Genomic DNA, 18553 nt, shown 5'->3' with positions numbered 1-18553 from the left:
TGCGGCTGCAGTGGAACCGGTTTGACACCATCGTGCGCCAAGGCGAGCAGCACGCGCGCGAGGTGTTGGAGCAGTAGGCTGCGGGGGCGGCGGCACCGCCAGCCTGAAGCACACGCGAACACACCCAGCAAAAAAGGGGGGCGCATTGCGCCCCCCTTTGCTATTGCACCGCGGGCCGATCAGTCGGTGCGCAAGTGGCCACCTTCGCGCAGTCTGGTGAGGATATCGGCATCATTCGGAGTGCCCGACATGCCCAGCGCCTGCGCCAGTGCCGCCCGATCGGCAAAGTTGTCAAACACGATGTGCTGCGTGGCCTCGAAGGTGCCGGTGCCACCGTCGTGATCGACCAGCAACACCAGCTTCGTGCCTTCGGTGTCAAAACGCAGGTAGTTGCCGAGGTTGGTCGCGCTCTCGCCTTGCAGCAGGTCGCGCAGGTCGAGTGCGTCGCCTTGGCCGGGGGTGAAGTCGGTGATCACATCGCGCGCCGGGGTGCCGGTGCTGCCTTGGTCGCCCAAGCGCCATGCGAACACGTCGGCGCCCAAACCGCCGGTCAGGGTGTCGTTGCCGATACCGCCCAGCAGCAGGTCGTTGCCGGCGCCGCCATCGAGCGCGTCGTTGCCAGCGCCGCCATACACCACGTCGTTGCCACCCAGGCCGCCCAAGGTGTCGTTGCCGTCGCCGCCGCCTACCAATTGGGCGCCATCGGTAGCCGCTGCGCTGTAGGTGAAGTTGGTCAGGTTGACCGTCAGGTTGGCGGTAGCGGTGTCGCCGTCGGGCTGGCGGATGGTGTAGCTGAACACGTCTTGCGCGCCGTTCGGGTTGTCGCGCTGGTTCGGGGTGTAGGTGTAGGCGCCTTGGGCGTTGATGCTCAGGGTACCAAACTGGCCCACGATCAGCGTGTTTCCGGTGGCCTCCACGGTGGCCACCGTGCTGGCCACCGTGACCTGTGACACCACCGCCCCCTCGATGCCGACGTCGTCGTTGGCCAACACATTGCCCACCGCCACCAAACCCGCCACCCATAGCATATTGGGCGTGGCAACGGATTGCGTCACCCACCGGGCCGGGGTGAAGGTGCGGCTGGTGACTTGCAAGTCATCCAGATAGGCCTTCAGGTTGCCGCTGCTCGTGTTGTCATCCCCCACGAGGCGCAAGAAGTAGGTGCCGCCGGTGGTGACGCTGAAGGTTTGGTCGCTGGCGTTGCCGCTGAACGTGCGGGTTTGGACCGGGGTGCCGGTGGCGGCGGTGTTCACCAGCTCCACCCGCACCACGTCGTCACTGCTGCGATACCCATCGACGTCGATATCGAAGCGCACCGTGGCCGGGTTGGAGGCGTTGGCATCGAAGGTGAAGGTGGGGGTTTGCACAGTCACTACGGAACCGGGATGGGCCGGATCGATTTCCCATTTCCCATCCACCTCTGTTGTGGTGCTGGCGCTCCAGCTCTCGGGTTGCAGCACCTTCACCGTCCGGTTGGTTTCAGTGCCAAGACTCCAGTTCCCCTCGCGGGCGGTGGCGCTGTCGTGGTTGGCTACCGGGTTGTGATCAATCACGTTGATGTTGAGCACGCCGATGGCGGTGTCGCCGTCGCGGTCCACGATTTTGTAGGTAAACGCGTTCGTCGAGTCGTTGGGATTGGCGCTGGTAGTAAAGCTGTAGGCCCCGGTGGCAAAGTTGACACTGAGCGTGCCACCATTGGCTTGCAGCGTGAGGGTCTGCGTGTCTGCATTGAACTGGGGGGCGGATGCGCTGGTGTACTCCACAGTGTTGAAGGTGACCGAGTGGATCGGGCGCGTGCCGGCCCCATCGGCGCCAAAGCGTGCATCGGGGTTGCCATCGGTGAGCAGGTTGCCGCTCACGGTGCTGGCGCTGCTCACGGTGCCGCTGAGCACCTGACTCAGTTGCGACAGGTCGGTGACCGCAATCGGGTTGAGGTTTTGTTCGACAACGCCGTCGTAGGCAATCGGGTCGAGTTCGTCGTCGAGCGCACCCGGATTGACCACCAGCCCAGCGCCCATGCCCAAGGCAAAGGATTTGATGTCGTTGGTGCGCAAGAAGGCCTCCCACTGGGCCTGCTCTTGGGTGCCGATGCCGCTGTCGTCGGCGGTGGCGGCGGTGGGGCCGTTCTCAATGAATGGTGCGCTGCCCCGGTTTGGCTCGCCGTCCGAGAGGAAGTACGACACGTTAACGCCAGCCGGGATTTTGCCCGCTGACCCAAAGGCAGTCATGGCGGAGTTGAGGGCGGCATCGAAGTTGGTGAAGCCATTGCCGGCGTCGTTGGCCAGGGCGTTGATCCAAGTTCTGGCTGCGGTGGCAGTCATCCATTCGGCGCCCACGGCAGACGCCGTGTCGTTGAAGATGACGATGCGCACCTTCACCTCGCCCATGCTGTCGTAGGTGCTGATGAGCCGCTCCATCGCATCCTTGGCCACCGACAGACGGGACTGGATGCCGGCGGCAGGTAGGGCGTCGTCGTCCATGCTGCCCGACAAGTCGAGGATAAACATGACGTTGTGGTTGGATTGCCCGCTTTCGTTAATGCTGACGTTGATGGCCGGCGGCACGGCGGGCATGTCGTCTTCGATGGTGATGTGGATGAGGCCCGCGTCGGCGGTGTTGACCCCATCGGTGATGCTCAGGCCCACGCTCAACGAGAGCACATCTTCCACGCTGTTGGTGGGGTGCTGGATGGGTTGCAGCAGTGTGACTGCATAGCCCACGGACGTGGCACCCGCAGCCACGGCGGTGTTGCCGCCGTTGAGCGTGATCTCGATGACCGGCGTCGTGCCCGAGCTGCCGATGAGCACCGTTGGGTTGGCGCCATGGCTCCAGGTGAGTGCCGTGCCGCCGATCAATGTGGGCAAGCCGGTGAGCGTCAAGGCCACGGTCAAGGGAGCCGCGCCGTTGCCGGTGAGGGCGATGGTGCCGCTGGCGCTGGCGCTGTTGGTGGTGTCTGCTGGGGTGCCGCTGGTGTCAGGGATGCCGTTGGGCAGGCCTTCTTCGGATACCCTGGCCGACGCGCCTTCGATGGTGGGCGCTGTGTCGTTGTCCAAAATGGTGGCCGTGGCGCTGTCGCTCACGACCGTGCTCGAGCTGCTGAGCGTGGCACCCAAGGTGAAGGTCTCGTTGGCTTCGACGAGCGCGTCGCCCACGGTGTTGGTGCGCACCAGCACGCTGCTGCTGCCCGCTGGCAGGACGATGGCTACGGTGTAGGCGGTCCAAGTGCCGCCGTTCAGGCTGAACTCGAACACTTGGCGGCTGTAGTCGGCCGGGCTGATGGCCGGGTTGACAGCCGTGCCGTCGGCCAGCGTGAGCACCAGCGTCGAGCCGGCGGCGGCGTGGTTGACCAGCACCTCAAACACGGCCGGATCGCCTTCGGGCACGGTGATGTCGCCCGTTGCGGTGCCGGGCGCGCCCACTTGCACCGTGGGCACGTTGCTGGGGTTGACGTTGACCGTGAAGTTGGCGGTTACCGCGTCCCCATCGCGGTCGGTGGCGGTGACTTGGAAGCCGAGCGCCAAATCCGGCGGGGTGATGCGGTCGATGACGTTGAAATTCTGAATCCGCACCGACTCGTTGCTGTCCATGACAAAACGCACGTCCACACGCGAGAACTCGGCATCGGATTGGATCGATGCCAACTGGCCTGCCGTGCGCAAGCCCGACAGGGCCAAGGTGCCGGCATCGACCACGGTCGTGCCGTCGGTCGCGTAAGCGCGCCATTCGACGGTCACTTGGTCGACGTTGCCCCCAAAACCCTCAACGGTGAAGGACAAGCCGTCTGCAGGGCTGGTCATGCTGGCCCGGAAGCCCTCGTTGTGGTCGAGGTTGCCGTTCTGGATGCCAAAGCCGTTGTCATTCGGGTTCAGGTCATCGCTGTTATTGCCTTGCTCAGGGTGGTTCTGCGGTGCCCCCACACCGGCTGCGTTGTTAAACAGCAGGCCGTCGAAGGTCACGACATTGGTCCCTGCGGTGACGGCAATGGTCTCCTGGCGCCCACCAGCGCCAAACTGATCGCCGATGGCAATGGTCTGCGTCGGCTGCGGCGTGACGAGGGTGAAGGTGTAGCCGCCGCTGTCGTTCAACACCAAGGTGTAGAACACCGTGGGCGACGAGCCGCTGCCATCGATGGTGGCGGTGAGGGTCTTGCCGTCGTTCGAGAGGGTCTCGGAGATGCCAGGCAGATCGGGCCAGCCCGACAAGCGCAGGGCCTGCGCGGTTGCGGGGCCGTCGGCTCCGAAGAGCAAGCCGTTGATGTTGCCGGTTTGGCTCGTCACCTGGTTGGCCAGCGTCAGGTTGTCCGCGCTGGTGATGACGGGCATGTCGTCTTCGATGGTGATGTGGATGAGGCCCGCGTCGGCGGTGTTGACCCCATCGGTGATGCTCAGGCCCACGCTCAACGGGAGCACGTCTTCTACGCTGTTGCTGGGGTGCTGGATGGGTTGCAGCAGTGTGACTGCATAGCCCACGGACGTGGCACCCGCAGCCACGGCGGTGTTGCCGCCGTTGAGCGTGATCTGGATGACCGGGACCGGCGTCGTCGTGCCCGAGCTGCCGATGAGCACCGTTGGGTTGGCGCCATGGCTCCAGGTGAGTGCCGTGCCGCCGATCGATGTGGGCAAGCCGGTGAGCGCCAAGGCCACGGTCAAGGGAGCCGCGCCGTTGCCGGTGAGGGCGATGGTGCCGCTGGCGCTGGCGCTGTTGGTGCTGTCTGCTGGGGTGCCGCTGGTGTCAGGGATGCCGTTGGGCAGGCCTTCTTCGGATACCCTGGCCGACGCGCCTTCGATGGTGGGCGCTGTGTCGTTGTCCAAAATGGTGGCCGTGGCGCTGCTTGCAGTCGTGCTGACCGTGGCACCGGTGGCTGCGGTGATGGTGGCAACGACGGTTTCGTTGACTTCGTCGAGGATGTCGGGTGTCGGGTCGGCGCTGAAGGTGACGCTGGTCTGACCGGCCGGGATGGTCACGGTGCGGGTGACGGTGCCGGTCAGGCCAGTCACCGCATAGTCGGTGCCCTCGGTGGCCGTACCGGTGAGGCCGATGGTCACCACGGTGTCGGTCGTCGATGGCCGGTCTTGGCTGACGGTGAAGGTGACGTTGGTGGTGCCGTCCTCATTCACTGTGTCCGGGTTGGCGCTGATCGAGACCACGGGCGGGGTGCCGTCTTCGAACTTGAAGGAGGCGCTGATGTCGAGCGTTTCGCTGTCGCGGGCCGTGTCGCCGTCGCCGTCGGTGATGCTGGCGCTGGCGGTGAGCCGCACGGTGCCCGCGTTCAAGCCCAGCAGGCTGCCACTGATGGCGTGGTCGATCTCGCTGTGCTGGGTCAGGGTGACTTGGCCTGCGGCCGTGACGCTGATGTCGAACACGGTGTTGGCTGGCGTGATGCCGCCGGCCGAGGTGGCGGTGGAGCCGAGCAGCTTGCCGTTGCTGCCCAAGTACAGCGTAATGGCTAGCCCGCCGGCTGTGAGGCCGGTAACTGCTTGGCCGACGCCGAGGGCGTAGGTGGTGATATGGGTGCCGGCGCCGCTGGTGCCATCGGCGCTGGGGGTAGGTGTAACCGTGAACCGGTTGGCGAAATTGCCGCTGGCGGTATCGGAAACCGCTGTGGTGACGATGCCGCTGACGGTATCGATCGTCTGTGCGTCTTGCGTGGTGAGCACGGGCAACGCTGGGCCGTTGGTCGACAAGGCAACGTCGATGCTCGGGCCGTCGTCGAGGATGCTCACCAAACGCCCCACATCGACCGTGGCGGTGGCGGTGTCGCCGTCGCCGTCGGTGGCGGTCAGACGCAGGCTGATGACGTTCGGATTGAGGCTGACGCTGTCGTTGGGGTTGTTGGGGTTGCCATGCACCACGGCGCGCTGTTGGTCGAAAGTGACTACGCCGGTGGTGGGGTTGACGCTCATGACGAAGACGGTCCGTCCGCCAAACTCGGTCACGCCCAAGACTTCATTGGTGCCGGTGCCGAGCCGGATCACTACGCGCTCTTCGCTGAGGGTATCGGTCAGGCCGGTGGCGGCGCCATTCGTGGCTACCAAGTCGTAGGCCTTGCCGCCGTTGCTCGCAGCCGCACCGTCGGCACCGAAGCTGACCGTGAAGCGCTGCGCTGCGCCGCCGCCGCTGGCATCGGTGCCCATCAGGGTTTCATCCACCAGCAAGGGGTTGTTGGCCGACAGGCGGATGTTGTCGAGGAAGGCGCCCAAGGTGTCGCCGTCGAGGTTGTCGGACAAACCCGCAAAGCTCAGGGTCTGCAGGCCGGGGGTGAGGCCGCTAAAGACCAAGGCGATGCCGGTCCAGCCGTTGCTGCCCGGGGTCTGGGTGACGGTTACGCCAGAGGGTGCATTGACGGTGACAACGCCGTTGGCATCGGCGCTGATGGTGACTTGCACGCCGTTGAGGCTGACGGTCATGGCGCTGTCGGCGCGGTCGGCCGGGCGCGGCTGGTAGTCGAAGGACATGCCAAAGGTGGTGCCGGGCACGTCGATCCGGGTCGAGAGCACGCTCAGGGTGCTGGGGCTGCCGCCCGCGAGGTTGTGCGCTTCGAGCTCGGCTTTGTTGTTGCCATCGGAGGGCAGCGCACCGCCGACGTCGCCGCGCTGGATTTCGATGCCGGCTGCGTTGAGGGTCCAGACGATGCCGTCGTTGCCGGTGAGGGTGCGACCGCCTTCGCCAACGACGAACCAGCCGCCTTGGTTGGGTTCGTCGGTGACGAAGCCCTCGAAGGATTCGCGCAGGGCTTGGGTCGGGGAGGTGGTGATGCTCGGCACATCGTCTTTGACCGAGAGGTTAAAGGTGGCCGCGGCCGTGTCACCGTCGCGGTCGGTGGCCACGACCTGGATGGAGCCGAGGTTGAGCACCTGCTCGCCGTTGCCGATGGCGTGGCGCAGGTTGTCCGACAGGGTGGCGGTGACGGTGACGTTGCCGGTTTGGCCGTGCGCGATGCTCGTCGGGGCGGTCAGGGTGAGGGTGAGGGCAACTTGCGTGGTGTTGACAAAGGTGGCGGTGATGGTTTGGCCATCTGTGCTGCGCGTCCAAACGAGTTCGTCGCCGGTGACAGCGTTGGTGTTGCGCACCAGTTGCGCCAAGCTGTTGGAGAAGGCAAAGCCCAGCAGGTCGTCCGAGCCGGCGGTGAAGCTCACGCTCGCTTGGACTTGTTCGAGGGTGCTGGTCGGGTTGCTGCCGCTGGCGTTGGCATTGCCCAGCGCTTCTTCGTCCAGCGCCAGCGTGACCGAGCCGCCTGCTCTCGGGTCGGTGCCGTCTTTTACCGTAATGCGGTGGCTGTCGGACTGCGTATCGCCATCGGCGTCGGTGACGCGGATGGTGAAGTTGAAGTCAACGCCGCTGGAATTGTTCAGGTTAGGGTTCGGGTCGAAGCTCCAAGTGCCGCCGCTGATGACGGTCAGGGTGCCGATGTTTTGGTTGCCCACCGTCACGGCGATGGGGCTGTCGAGGGCGTGGTCTTGGCTACCTACGCGCACCACGATCGACGAACCCGCTTGGTCGGCACCTACGGCGTTGCTCCAAGTGCCGGTGATTGGGCTGGCAGCATCCTCACGCACCCATGTCGGTCCTTCGATATCCGGGTCACGCGGAATGTCGTCGATGACGGTGATGCTCAAGGCGTTGCTCAGCGTGAGCGCGTCGCCGTCGAAGTCGGTGGCCACGATGGCCGAGGACAGGTCCAAGGTGCGCGAGTTCTCGCCGTTGCCCGAGGCATGGTCGATCGGGGCGCGCAAGGTGAAGGTGTATTGGCCATTGGCTTGCAGCACCAGCGTAAAGACGGAAGTGTTGCCTGCGCTGGCGGTGAGGGTGGTGCCGCTGACGGCGTAGGTGACGGCCACACCACCGGAAGTCAGAGTTGGCAGCCCGCCGGTGAGGGGATTGAGGGTGAATCTGAGGCCCTCGTCGGCACCTGCCTCGACTTGGCTGGAGACGCTGCCACTTTCCACCAAGCCAAGGTTTGGCCACTCTCGGTTGCCGCGCGGCAGCGCTTCTTCTTCTACCACGCCCCCTGCGGGCTTCCAGCCGTCGAGCTTGGGCACGTCGTCGGTCACGTTGAGGGTGAAGCCTCGGCTGAGCGTGAGAGCGTCGCCGTCGGCGTCGGTGGCGCGGATGACGGAGGAGAGGTCGAGCGCCAAGCTGTTCGCGCCCTGGCCGGTTGCGTGGTCGAGCTGGTCGAACAGGCGGAAGGTGTAGTTGCCGTTGGGCTGGAGTTCGAGCGTGAAGACGGTGCGCGCCGCCTGCCCGATGCCTGCCGTTGCGGTGAGCGTGTTGCCGCTGACGGCGTAGCTCAGGTCCACACCCTTGGAGCTGAGGTCTTGGTTTGCAAGGGCCGTGAAATCGGTGGCCAAGCCAAAGCCGTTGGCACCCGCACTATCGGCACCGAAGCTGACCAAGGTGGCCAGCGAGCCGCTGACTTGGGCGGGGCCTCGGCTCTGGCCCGGGTCGCCCGTAAAGGAGCCGTCGGCGTTGCCGTCGTTGGGCGAGGTGCCGCTGGAGAGGGGCGTGTTGATGTCGTTTTCGGCCACGGTGGCACTCACTGCGGCACCGGCCACGGCCACGGGCACGTCGTCGGTGATCTGGATGCGCACCGGCACGCCGCCCTCGACGGCGTCGCCGTCGCCGTCAACGGCTTGGAAGGTGAAGCCGTTTTGCAGCAGGCTCACCACGTTCTCGCCCGCGCCGCCGATGAGCAGGTTGTCGAGCAAGGTGACGGTGTAGCTGCCGTTGGCGTTGACCAGCAGGCTGACGGCGGCGCCGGTTGCGCCTTCCTGCACTTGGCCGTTGGCACCAAGGAAGACCGTGGTTGAACCACCGGTCGGCACCGTAGCCGTGCCGCCGTTCCAGCTCACGCCCGTGACGCGGCCAAAGCCGTCGGCGCCCCAGTTGACGTTGTCCACGATGCTGCCGCTGGCGCTGAGTGGCTCGGGCGGCGCGGCATCGTTGCCTTGGCTCTCGCCCGTGCCGCGCACTGCGCGCAGGTCGTCTTCGTCTAGCCGCACGGTGTCGGTGCCGTTGTTGGCATCCAGCCGTGGCACGTCGTCCTCGAAGCGCACGGCCGCACCGATGTCGAGCGTTTGGCTGTCGCGGGCCACATCGCCATCGCGGTCGGTGATGGTGTCGGTGCGGGTCAGGAACAGCACGTCGGCGGGCAGGCCGAGCAGGGCGGCGCTGTTGTTGAAGGCGTCGCTGTCGGCGTCTTCGCCTACGTGGTCGAGTTCGGCGAACTGGGTAAGGGTGACTTGGCCGGTGCCGGGATTAACCGCGATGCTGAAGATGTCGATCGCTGTGCTGCCGCTGCCAGTGCGGCCAAACACCACACCGCCCTCCATCGTCAAGGTGATGGGCTGGCCGTTGCTGGTCAAGCCGGTGGCACCGTTGCTGCCGATCGACAGCACGTAGTTGGACTCCACTGTCCCGGCGCCGTCGGCACCGTAGGAGTAGGTGCGGCCAAAGGCACTGGCAAAGCTGGCGCTGGCGGTGTCGGAAACCGGCGTGGTTGTGCTGTTGGTGACGGTGTCGATCGTGTCGGCGTCTTGCGTGGTGAGCACGGGCAGGTTGGAGGTCCAAGCGTAGCTGATGTTGACGTCGTTGAAGTCGCCGTCGCCACCGCCCAGAATGTCTTCCCAGTTGAGGTTGCCGGGGTCGGCGTTGTCATCCACTTGGGCCGATCCCTCGGGGTTGAGCGCCACTGCATCGAACAGGACGCTGGCCCCTGCGCCGACCAAGGGGGCCGTGCCGCCAACCGGCACCGCCTGCCAGTTGCCATTGACTTGCTGGAAGGTGACGGCGGTGTTGGGACCAAGGTTGGGGTTGAGGCGATCGCCGTTGGGGATGATGAAGAAGCCAACCTGAACCGGGGTGTGGCCGGTGAGGGTGATTTGGGTTACGTCGAAGTCTTTGACGTTGTCCCAGATCACCACGCCAGTGGTGGGGTTGCCGTTGGCATCTTTGATGTAATAGCCAAAGCTGTTGTCGTAGCCGGCGTCAGAGCCCTTGAGGGTGACGGTGAGGGTGAATGAGCCGCTGAGGTCGATGACGTCGATCACCGGGATGTCGTCGAGCACGCCGACGTTAACAGTCACGCCGTCGGGCACGGCGTCGCCGTCGCGGTCAACGGCGTTGACGGTGAAGCCGCTGGCCAGCAGGGCTTTGAAGTCTTCGCCTTGGACGCCGTGCGCCTGCGCCCGGTTGAGGGTGATGGTGTAGTCGCCGTTTTCTTGCACCACGAGGGTGTAGTCGTCGTTACTGATGGTGTAGGTGCCGGCATCAGCGTTGAAGGTGGCGGCGGTGCCGCCAACCATGACGCCCGTAACGCGGCCAAAGCCGTCGGCGCCCCAGTTGACGTTGTCCACGATGGTGCCGCTGGCGCTGGTGGAGCCGCTGCCGGTGCTTTCGCCGTCGCGGCCAGCGTCGGCATTGCCGCCGGGGAGGCCGTCTTCGTCCAAGGTGTGGGCGTCGGTGACGCCCACTTTGAGGCTCGGGCCGTCGTCAAGGATGCTCACCAAGCTGCCCACATCGACCGTGGCGGTGGCGGTGTCGCCGTCGGCGTCGGTGGCGGTCAGGCGCAGGCTGATGACGCCTTCCCTGATGCTCACGATGTCGTCGGGGTTGGTGGCATCGCCATGCACCACGGCGCGCTGCTGGTCGAAGGTGATTTCGCCGGTGGTGGCGTTGACGCTCATGATGAAGACGGTGTCGCCATCGGTCTCGGTCACACCAAAGACTTTGCCTGCATCGGCCCCGGTGCCAAGACGGATGAGCACTGCTTGGTCAGTGGCGGTGTCGGTCAGGCCGGTGTCGGTGTCCGCCACGGCTTCCAGCGCGTACAGCTTGCTGCCGTCCACTGCGGGCCCATCGGCACCAAATCTGACGCTGAAGTGCACCGTGCCGGGGTCGGAGGTGTCATCGAGTGCGAAGTTGGTCTCATCAACCGTCAATTGGGGCAATGGAAACGGCCCATCGCCATTGGACGGGAAGTCATCACCGTAACCGTTGTCATCGTCGGGGATCGGACCGACCAACTCGATCACCGGCATGTCATCGAGCACATCGACGTTGACACGCACGCCGCCCACGATCGGGTCGCCGTCGCCATCAACGGCGCTGATGGTGAAGCCGCCTTGCAGCAACGCTTGCAGGTCTTCGCCTTGGGCGCCGTGCGTTTGGGCGCGCAGCAGCTCGAATTGGTATGCGCCGTCAGCGCCCAGCGTGAGGCGAATGGCGGCGCTGTCGGCCGTGCCAAGCGTGCCGTCGGCGTTGATGAACAAGGTGGCGCTGGAATTGGGCTGCACCGCCGCGCTGCCGCCGCTCCAGCTCACGCCGGTGACGCGGCCAAAGCCGTCGGCGCCCCAGTTGACGTTGTCTACGATGGTGCCGCTGGAGCTGGCTGAGCCGCTGCCGGCCGTCTCGCCCGGACGGGCGTTGTCGGTGTTTCCACCTTCAAGCGCGTCTTCGTCGAGCTCGATCAAGTCCGCACGCGGCACCAGCCCGCCTTCGCCTTCATCCTGCAAGGCCACCGGCACGTCGTCTTGCACATTGAGTTGCAGGTTAATGGTGAGGTAGCCGCCGCTGCCTGCGGTGCCGACGAGGGCGATGGGGCTCAGGGCCAGCAGCTCTTCGACGGTGCCGGGGGTGGGGTGGTTGAGCGCGCCGACCACGGTCAGGGTGTAGCTACCATTGGGCTGCACGAAGAGCAGCACCGCAGGCGCCGTGGTGGAACCGGGGGGGATGACTTGGCCGTCGGCATCGAAAGCCAAGGTGCTGCCGCCGTCTGCGATGGTGATGAAGCCTAGGCCGGGCACGCTGAAGCTGCTGAGAAAGCCGCCGATGCCGGTGAGGAAGTTGCCGCTCAGGGTGAAGGGCAGGCCGTCTTCGGCTTCGTCGTTGCCTTCGAGCAGGGGGACAGATTCTTCTTCGAGCGTAAAGGCCAGATCGACGGTGACGGGGGCCGGAGCGCCTTCGATCACGTCGTCCACGTCGGCGGCAGCGGCACTGAACTGGAACGCCAGCGGATCAACCGGCTCGACCACACGCAGCAGGCGCACGAAGTCGCTGCCCTCGCCGGCTCCGGCGGCCACGGCACCGGCGGCGGCGGGGTCCACTTGCTCGAGCAGGTCGAGGCCTTGCTCCAGAATCTGGACGATTTCGGCCACGGTGGTGGGCTGCACGGCGGCGTCGGCGGCTTGCGGGGTGGCGTCGGTGAGGGCGATGGTTTCATCGACCCGCAGCGCCTGGTTGGGGCCCATGGCCATGATCTGGCCGTCGGGCAGCAGCAGCTCGACTCGGGCGCCGGCTTGGGTGCGGATGACGTCGCCGCGCTGCACGACCTCGCCTACTTGCAGGGCACGGGTGGTGCCGTCGGCCTTGACGATGACGGCGTTGCCGGTGATGGAGGTGACGGTGGCTTGGCTCATGGTGGCGCTCCAGTGGGGTATGACGATGGGCGCAGCTTAAGGGCTGGCGGCGGCCTTTGGCTATTGGACTTTGGTACAGTTTTGCGGGTTTTCGTGTTGAGGGTTTTCCACTATTCGCCGGTGCCGGCTTTTGATGTGGGTCAAAAGTTGACCGGGCAGGGCGCAAGGGCATTCGGTATGATGGGGGTATGCAAAACCACCCCGCACGGGCGCACCTCTCGCTGCGCCAAAAGCTGATTGCCGCCTTCTTTTTGCTGTTTGTCGCGCTGATGGGCACGATGGCCGGCACATGGTGGACCTTTGACCGCATCGACCAGCAAGCCGACCGCATGGCGCAGCGCTATGCACCGCAGATCGAGCGCATTTCCGACATCCAGGTGCTGATGTTTCGCATCTCGCTCGAGGCGCGCCATGCCATGCTGGTAACCAGCCCGGAAGACGGGGCCGCCACGGTGGCGCGCATCGTGGCTTTTCGCGAGCAGAAGATGAAGCTGTTCGAGGAATTCGAGGCCAACATCACCACCGAGCGCGGGCGCGAGATCGCGGCCCAGATTCGCGCCGCCGACGTGGAGTTCTGGCGCCTAGGGCAGCAAGCCGTGGGCATGGTGCAGGCCGGCGATGTGCCGGGCGCCTTCAGGCTGCTCAGCACCGACCTGGTGCCGGCACGCGACCGCATGGTGGGCCATATCGTCGAGCTGCGCCAGTGGCAGCAGCAGCTCATGGCCGAGGCCATCGCCGAGGCCGACCGCGTGGCCTTCATCGCCAAAATGACGCTGGCTGCCTTGTCCACCTTGGTGCTGCTGATCGCCGCTTGGATGGTGTGGTCGGTGCTGCGCATGATGGAAGGGGCCTTTGCCCGGGCCCAGTCGGTGACGCGCCAAATTGCCGGTGGCGAGTTGAACACCCAAGTCTGGGTCCGGCCCGGGGATGAGTTTGGCAAGCTGTTCGATTCCATCTCCGGCATGCAACAGCGCCTGAACGAGGTGGTTTCGCGGGTGCGCCAGACTTCTGCGCACGTGGTCAGGGCGGCCTCGGAACTGGACCACACCAACCACGACCTGAGCCACGTCACCGGGCAGCAAAGCGAAGCCATCGAAGCCACCGCCGAGCACGCGCGCAGCATGACCGGCGCCATCGAAACGAGCGCCCGCAGCGCCGACAACGTCAGCCGCCTAGCCGGCAAGGCCTCCGAGATTGCCTCGCAAGGCGGGCAGGCCGTGACCGAGGTGGTGCAAGAAATGCAGCGCATCGACGAGGCCTCGCGCCGCATTTCCGAGATCGTCAGCGTGATCGACGGCATCGCCTTCCAGACCAACATCTTGGCGCTCAATGCCGCCGTGGAAGCGGCCCGCGCCGGTGAGCAAGGGCGCGGCTTTGCCGTGGTGGCCGGTGAGGTGCGCTCGCTGGCGCAGCGCAGCACGCAGGCGGCGCGCGAGGTCAAGCAACTCATCGAAACCTCGACCCAGCGCGTGCAGACCGGCTCGGCGGCGGCGCACAATGCGGGCCAGACCATGCAGCGGGTGGTGGAGTCGGTCGATGAGCTCTCGCGCCTGATGGGCTCCATCGCCCAAGCCACGGCGCAGCAGCGCTCCAGCGCGCAGGAGCTGGACCACGCCGTGGGTTCGCTGCACGAGTCGGCGCAGCAGAGCGCCGACGTGGTGCAGCGCTCGCAAGACACCGCCGCCCGGCTGCGCGAGCAGGCCCAGGATCTGGATGAGACCATGGGGGCCTTCCGCGCGGCTTGAACGCGGCTGCAACGCTTGGTCAGCCGCTACACTTCCGGCATGAGCCCCGCCCTGCACACCTCCACCCTCCGATCTTTGCCGCTGCTGGCGCGCGGCAAGGTGCGCGACAACTACGCCGTGGGCGACGACCGCATCCTGATGCTGGCTTCGGACCGCATCAGCGCCTTCGATGTGGTGATGAGCCAAGCCATACCCGGCAAGGGCGAGCTGCTCACGCGCCTGAGCCTGTTTTGGTTCGATTACCTGGGCCGCCTTGGGCTGTGCCCGAACCACCTCACCGGCGCCGAGCCCGAGAGCGTGGTCAGCGCAGCCGAACAGCCGCTGGTGCGCGGCCGCTCGATGCTGGTGCAGCGCCTGCGCCCGATTCCGGTGGAGGCGGTGGTGCGCGGCTACTTGGCCGGCAGCGGCTGGAAGGAATACCAGGCCAATGGCTGCGTCTGCGGCGTGCCCTTGCCACCGGGTTTGGTGAACGCGGCGCAGTTGCCCGAGCCCATTTACACCCCGGCGGCCAAGGCGGCGCAGGGCGAGCACGACGAAAACATCACGTTCGAGCAAACGGTGCAACTGATCGGCCCCGAGCTGGCCGGGCAGATCCGCCGCGTCTCGATCGGCCTGTACCAGGCGGCGGCGGCCTATGCGCTGGGCAAGGGCATCATCATCGCCGACACCAAGTTCGAGTTCGGGCTCGACCCAGCCGGCCAACTGGTGCTGATGGACGAGGTGCTCACCCCCGACAGCTCGCGCTACTGGCCGCTGGAGCAGTACCGCGCCGGGGCCAACCCACCCAGCTTTGACAAGCAGTATCTGCGCGATTGGCTAGAAACCGCCAGCGTGGCCGGCCAACCCTGGAATAAGGCCGCCCCGCCGCCGTCGCTGCCGCCCGAAGTGATCGCGCAAACCGCCGCCAAGTACCGCGAAGCGCTGCAGCGGCTGCTGGACTAAGGAAATATTCATGCGTGCTTTTATTTTTTCCCTCGCCTTGGTTTGCTGCAGCTTGGTGGGTACCGCCGCCGCGCAAAGCCCGGTGGTCACGGTGAGCGAGCCTTGGGTGCGCGCCACCGTGGCGCAACAGGGCGCGACCGGGGCCTTCATGCGCCTGAGCGCGGCCCAAGATGTGCGGCTGGTGGAAGCCAGCTCCCCCGTGGCCGGCATCACCGAAATCCACGAAATGACCGTGGTCAACGATGTCATGCGCATGCGCGCCGTGGCCGGCCTGGACTTGCCTGCTGGGCGCACGGTGGAGCTGCGACCCGGTGGCTACCACGTGATGTTGATGGACTTGCGCCAGCCGCTGAACGCGGGCGAGCGCGTGGCCATCACGCTGGTGTTTGAAGACCGGGCCCAGCGGCGCTTCACGCAGCAGGTCGAGGCACCCGTGCGGGCGCTGGGCATGGGGGCCGGGCATGGGCATGGCGGGCCGCACGGTGCGGGCGGCATGGGCGCGCACACGCCACCCGCTGGCCATGGCGGCCATGGCATGCCCGGGGCCGGTGGGCACGGCGGGCCGCAGCGCCCCTGAGCTTTAGTTCAACGCCATGCTGAGCCGGCGCCGGTAGCGCGCCACCAACTCGCGCTGCGGGTCGGTGGGGGCGCTGCTCTTGCCGGACAACTCGATGCCGCCGGCGCTCTTGCCCGCCAGCGCCGGGTCGGCTTTGGGCGCGGGCGGTGTCATCAGCTCCAGCAGCCCGATGTAGGTTTTGCGCGCCAGCTCGTCGGCCCAGCGCCGGTCGCGGGCTATGATTTCTAGCAGCTCATCGAGCGCCGCCGGCCACTCGCCCAGCGCAATCAGCAGCCGGGTCTTGGCCATGCGGGTCTCGAAATCGCGCTTGTCTTTGGCAATGAGCTCATCGAAACGCTCCAGCGGCCACTGGCCGCGCGCGTCGGTGGCGGTAAAGAGCAGCGCATTGAGCCAGTGCGACAGCGCCTCGAAGCGCAGTTGCAGCGGGATTTGCGCCAGCGCCGGGGCCAGCGCCAGCTCGGCCTGCTCGAACTGGCCCGCCCCGATCAGGTGCCGCACGCAATCGAAGCGCAGATCGTCGTTGCCGGGCTCGGCGTGCAGGCGCTGCAGCAGCCGCGCTAGGTGCTCTTCGTCGCTCAAATCTTCCGGCTCGGGCTCTGCGTCCTGCGCCGCGTCGGGGGCTTGGTCGGGCAGGTGTTTGTCGAGGAAGGCGCGCAACTGGCTCTCGGGCAACGCGCCGGCAAAGCCATCGACCGGCTGGCCGTCGATCAGCAGCACACAGGTGGGGATGCTGCGGATGCCAAAGGCCGCCGCCAGTTGCTGCTGCTGGTCGGAGTCGATCTTGACCAGTTTGAAGCGGCCCTGGTAGGCGACCTCCAGCTTTTCCAGCAGCGGGCCGAGGGTGCGGCAAGGCCCGCACCAGGGGGCCCAGAAGTCCACCAGCACCGGCACTTGCGCCGAGGCGGCGATGACTTCGGTTTCAAAATTGGCTAAGGTGACGTCGATCATGGCGTGGTGCTACAGGGTATGGGAGGTGCGGCCCCAAGCGGCGGGCCGTGGCAGGCGCCATTGTCGCCCAAAGCCAAGCCTTAAAATCCTCGCCTTGACCCGGACCGCCCAATGCGCGCGGCTCCGGCCACCTTGGGCTATGGCTGCGATGGGCTAGTTTATGAATGCGACAGTGCAAATCGGCGTGGTGATGGGTTCCAGCTCCGACTGGGACACGATGCGCCATGCGGTCGAAATTTTGCAGCAATTGGGTGTGCCGCACGAGGCGCGCGTGCTCTCGGCGCACCGCATGCCCGACGATATGTTTGCCTACGCCGACAGCGCGGCCGGGCGCGGCCTGCAAGCCATCATCGCCGGGGCCGGGGGTGCCGCACACCTGCCGGGCATGCTGGCGGCCAAGACCACGCTGCCGGTGCTCGGGGTGCCGGTGGCGGGCAAGGCGCTGGGCGGGGTGGATTCGCTGCACAGCATTGTGCAGATGCCCAAGGGCATACCGGTGGCCACCTTTGCCATTGGGGCCGCCGGGGCCGCCAACGCGGCGCTGTTTGCCGTGGCCATGCTGGCGCTGCACGACGCGGCGCTGCTGCAGCGCCTGCAAGCCTTTCGCAGCGCCCAAACCGAGGCCGCCCGCGCCATGACGCTGCCACCGCAGCCCCAGCCATGAGCGGCCCGGGCAACCTAGCCCAGCCGCTGCCGCCGCTGCTGCCCGGCACCCTGGGCCACGCGGGCCAACCCTGCACCTTGGGTGTGCTGGGCGGCGGGCAGCTCGGGCGCATGTTCGTGCAGGCGGCGCAGCGGCTGGGCTATGCCTGCGCGGTGCTGGAGCCCGAAAGCCACAGCCCAGCGGCACTGGCCTGCCCGCAGCACATCCAGACCGACTACGCCGACCCGCAGGGGCTGGCGCAACTGGCGCAGCGCTGCGACGCCATCACCACCGAGTTTGAAAACGTGCCGGCCGAGGCGCTGCACTGGCTGGCGCAGCAGCGCCCGGTGGCCCCATCCGCCGCTGCGGTGGCGCTGGCGCAAGACCGGATCGCCGAAAAAGCCCACTTCAGCGCCTGCGCCCCCTTGAGCGGCGTCGGCCCAGCCCCTTATGCGGTGATCGAGACCGAGGCCGATCTGCACGCCGTGCCTGTCACGCTGCTGCCTGGCATCCTCAAAACCGCGCGCCTGGGCTACGACGGCAAAGGCCAGCAGCGGGTGCACACGCCCGCCGAACTGCAAGCCGCGTGGCAGCAGCTGGGCCAGGTGCCTTGCGTGCTGGAACGCCTGCTGACGCTCCAAGAGGAGCTGTCGGTGCTGGTGGCGCGCGGCCGCGACGGCCAAATGGTGCACTACCCCCCTCAGCGCAACCTGCACCGCGACGGCATTTTGGCGCTCACCCAAGCCTGCCCCGGCCGGCTGGCGGCAGGTCTGGCAGAGCGCGCCGTGGCCGCCAGCCGCTTGATCGCCGCCCAGCTGGGCTACGTGGGCGTGCTGTGCATCGAGTTTTTTGTGATCGACGACGGCAGCGCCGAGGGCGCGCTGGTGCTCAACGAGATGGCCCCGCGCCCGCACAACAGCGGCCACTACACGCTCGACGCCTGCGATGTATCGCAGTTCGATCTGCAAGTGCGCACCCTGGCCGGGCTGCCGCTGGTGGCCCCACGCCAGCACAGCCCAGCGCTGATGCTCAACCTGCTGGGCGAGCTCTGGTTCGATGCCCAAGGCCAGCCGCGCAGCCCCGACTGGGCCGCCGTGCTGGCGCTGCCCGGCGCGCACCTGCACCTGTACGGCAAGCACGAAGCCCGGCCCGGGCGCAAAATGGGGCACCTGACCCTGACCGGCCCCACCCCGGAGCAAGTGCATGCCACGGCGCGCGCGGCGGCGGCCATCTTGGGCATCGCGCCGTGGCCCTGATACTCGACTTGCGCGCCTTGGGTAGCACC

7 protein-coding genes are annotated in these 18553 nt (G+C 66.6%); 5 read left to right on the top strand and 2 right to left on the bottom strand.

The window, feature by feature from the left end; genetic code table 11:
* Positions 1–179: 179 nt before the first annotated feature.
* Entirely contained in the window at positions 180–12413 is a 12234-nt protein-coding gene (locus tag SRAA_RS11190; RefSeq protein ID WP_045532781.1) for a retention module-containing protein, read from the bottom strand.
* A gap of 188 nt (positions 12414–12601) precedes the next feature.
* On the opposite strand from SRAA_RS11190, the gene SRAA_RS11185 reads away from it, so the two are divergent.
* From SRAA_RS11185 to SRAA_RS11175, 3 genes are read left to right on the top strand one after another with little or no spacing between them, the layout of a single operon-like run.
* Positions 12602–14158: a methyl-accepting chemotaxis protein gene (locus SRAA_RS11185; protein WP_045532779.1), complete on the top strand. Its 1557-nt coding sequence runs from the start codon at positions 12602–12604 to the stop codon at positions 14156–14158.
* Positions 14159–14197: 39 nt separating this feature from the next.
* Positions 14198–15100 (top strand): phosphoribosylaminoimidazolesuccinocarboxamide synthase, encoded by a 903-nt coding sequence (locus SRAA_RS11180; RefSeq protein ID WP_045532778.1) that lies wholly within the window; start codon positions 14198–14200, stop codon positions 15098–15100.
* Positions 15101–15110: 10 nt separating this feature from the next.
* Positions 15111–15677, top strand: coding sequence for a copper chaperone PCu(A)C (locus tag SRAA_RS11175; protein WP_082040046.1), 567 nt, complete (start codon positions 15111–15113; stop codon positions 15675–15677).
* Between the two features lie 3 nt (positions 15678–15680).
* Here SRAA_RS11175 and trxA read toward each other — a convergent pair whose 3' ends face one another.
* Positions 15681–16625: a thioredoxin gene (gene trxA, locus SRAA_RS11170; RefSeq protein WP_045532776.1), complete on the bottom strand. Its 945-nt coding sequence runs from the start codon at positions 16623–16625 to the stop codon at positions 15681–15683.
* Between the two features lie 160 nt (positions 16626–16785).
* Between trxA and purE the strand changes: the two genes are divergently transcribed.
* Positions 16786–17289 (top strand): 5-(carboxyamino)imidazole ribonucleotide mutase, encoded by a 504-nt coding sequence (purE, locus tag SRAA_RS11165; protein ID WP_045532774.1) that lies wholly within the window; start codon positions 16786–16788, stop codon positions 17287–17289.
* Positions 17286–18524 carry a 5-(carboxyamino)imidazole ribonucleotide synthase gene (locus SRAA_RS11160; protein WP_045532773.1) on the top strand — a complete coding sequence of 413 codons (1239 nt, stop codon included), beginning with the start codon at positions 17286–17288 and terminating at the stop codon, positions 18522–18524. Before purE ends, SRAA_RS11160 begins: the two co-directional genes overlap by 4 nt.
* Positions 18525–18553: the final 29 nt, after the last annotated feature.

The organism is Serpentinimonas raichei (genome assembly GCF_000828895.1).
Classification (GTDB): Bacteria; Pseudomonadota; Gammaproteobacteria; order Burkholderiales; family Burkholderiaceae_C; genus Serpentinimonas; species Serpentinimonas raichei.
Note: the sequence above shows the minus strand (reverse complement) of the source record. Positions and strands in the feature narration are given on the sequence as shown.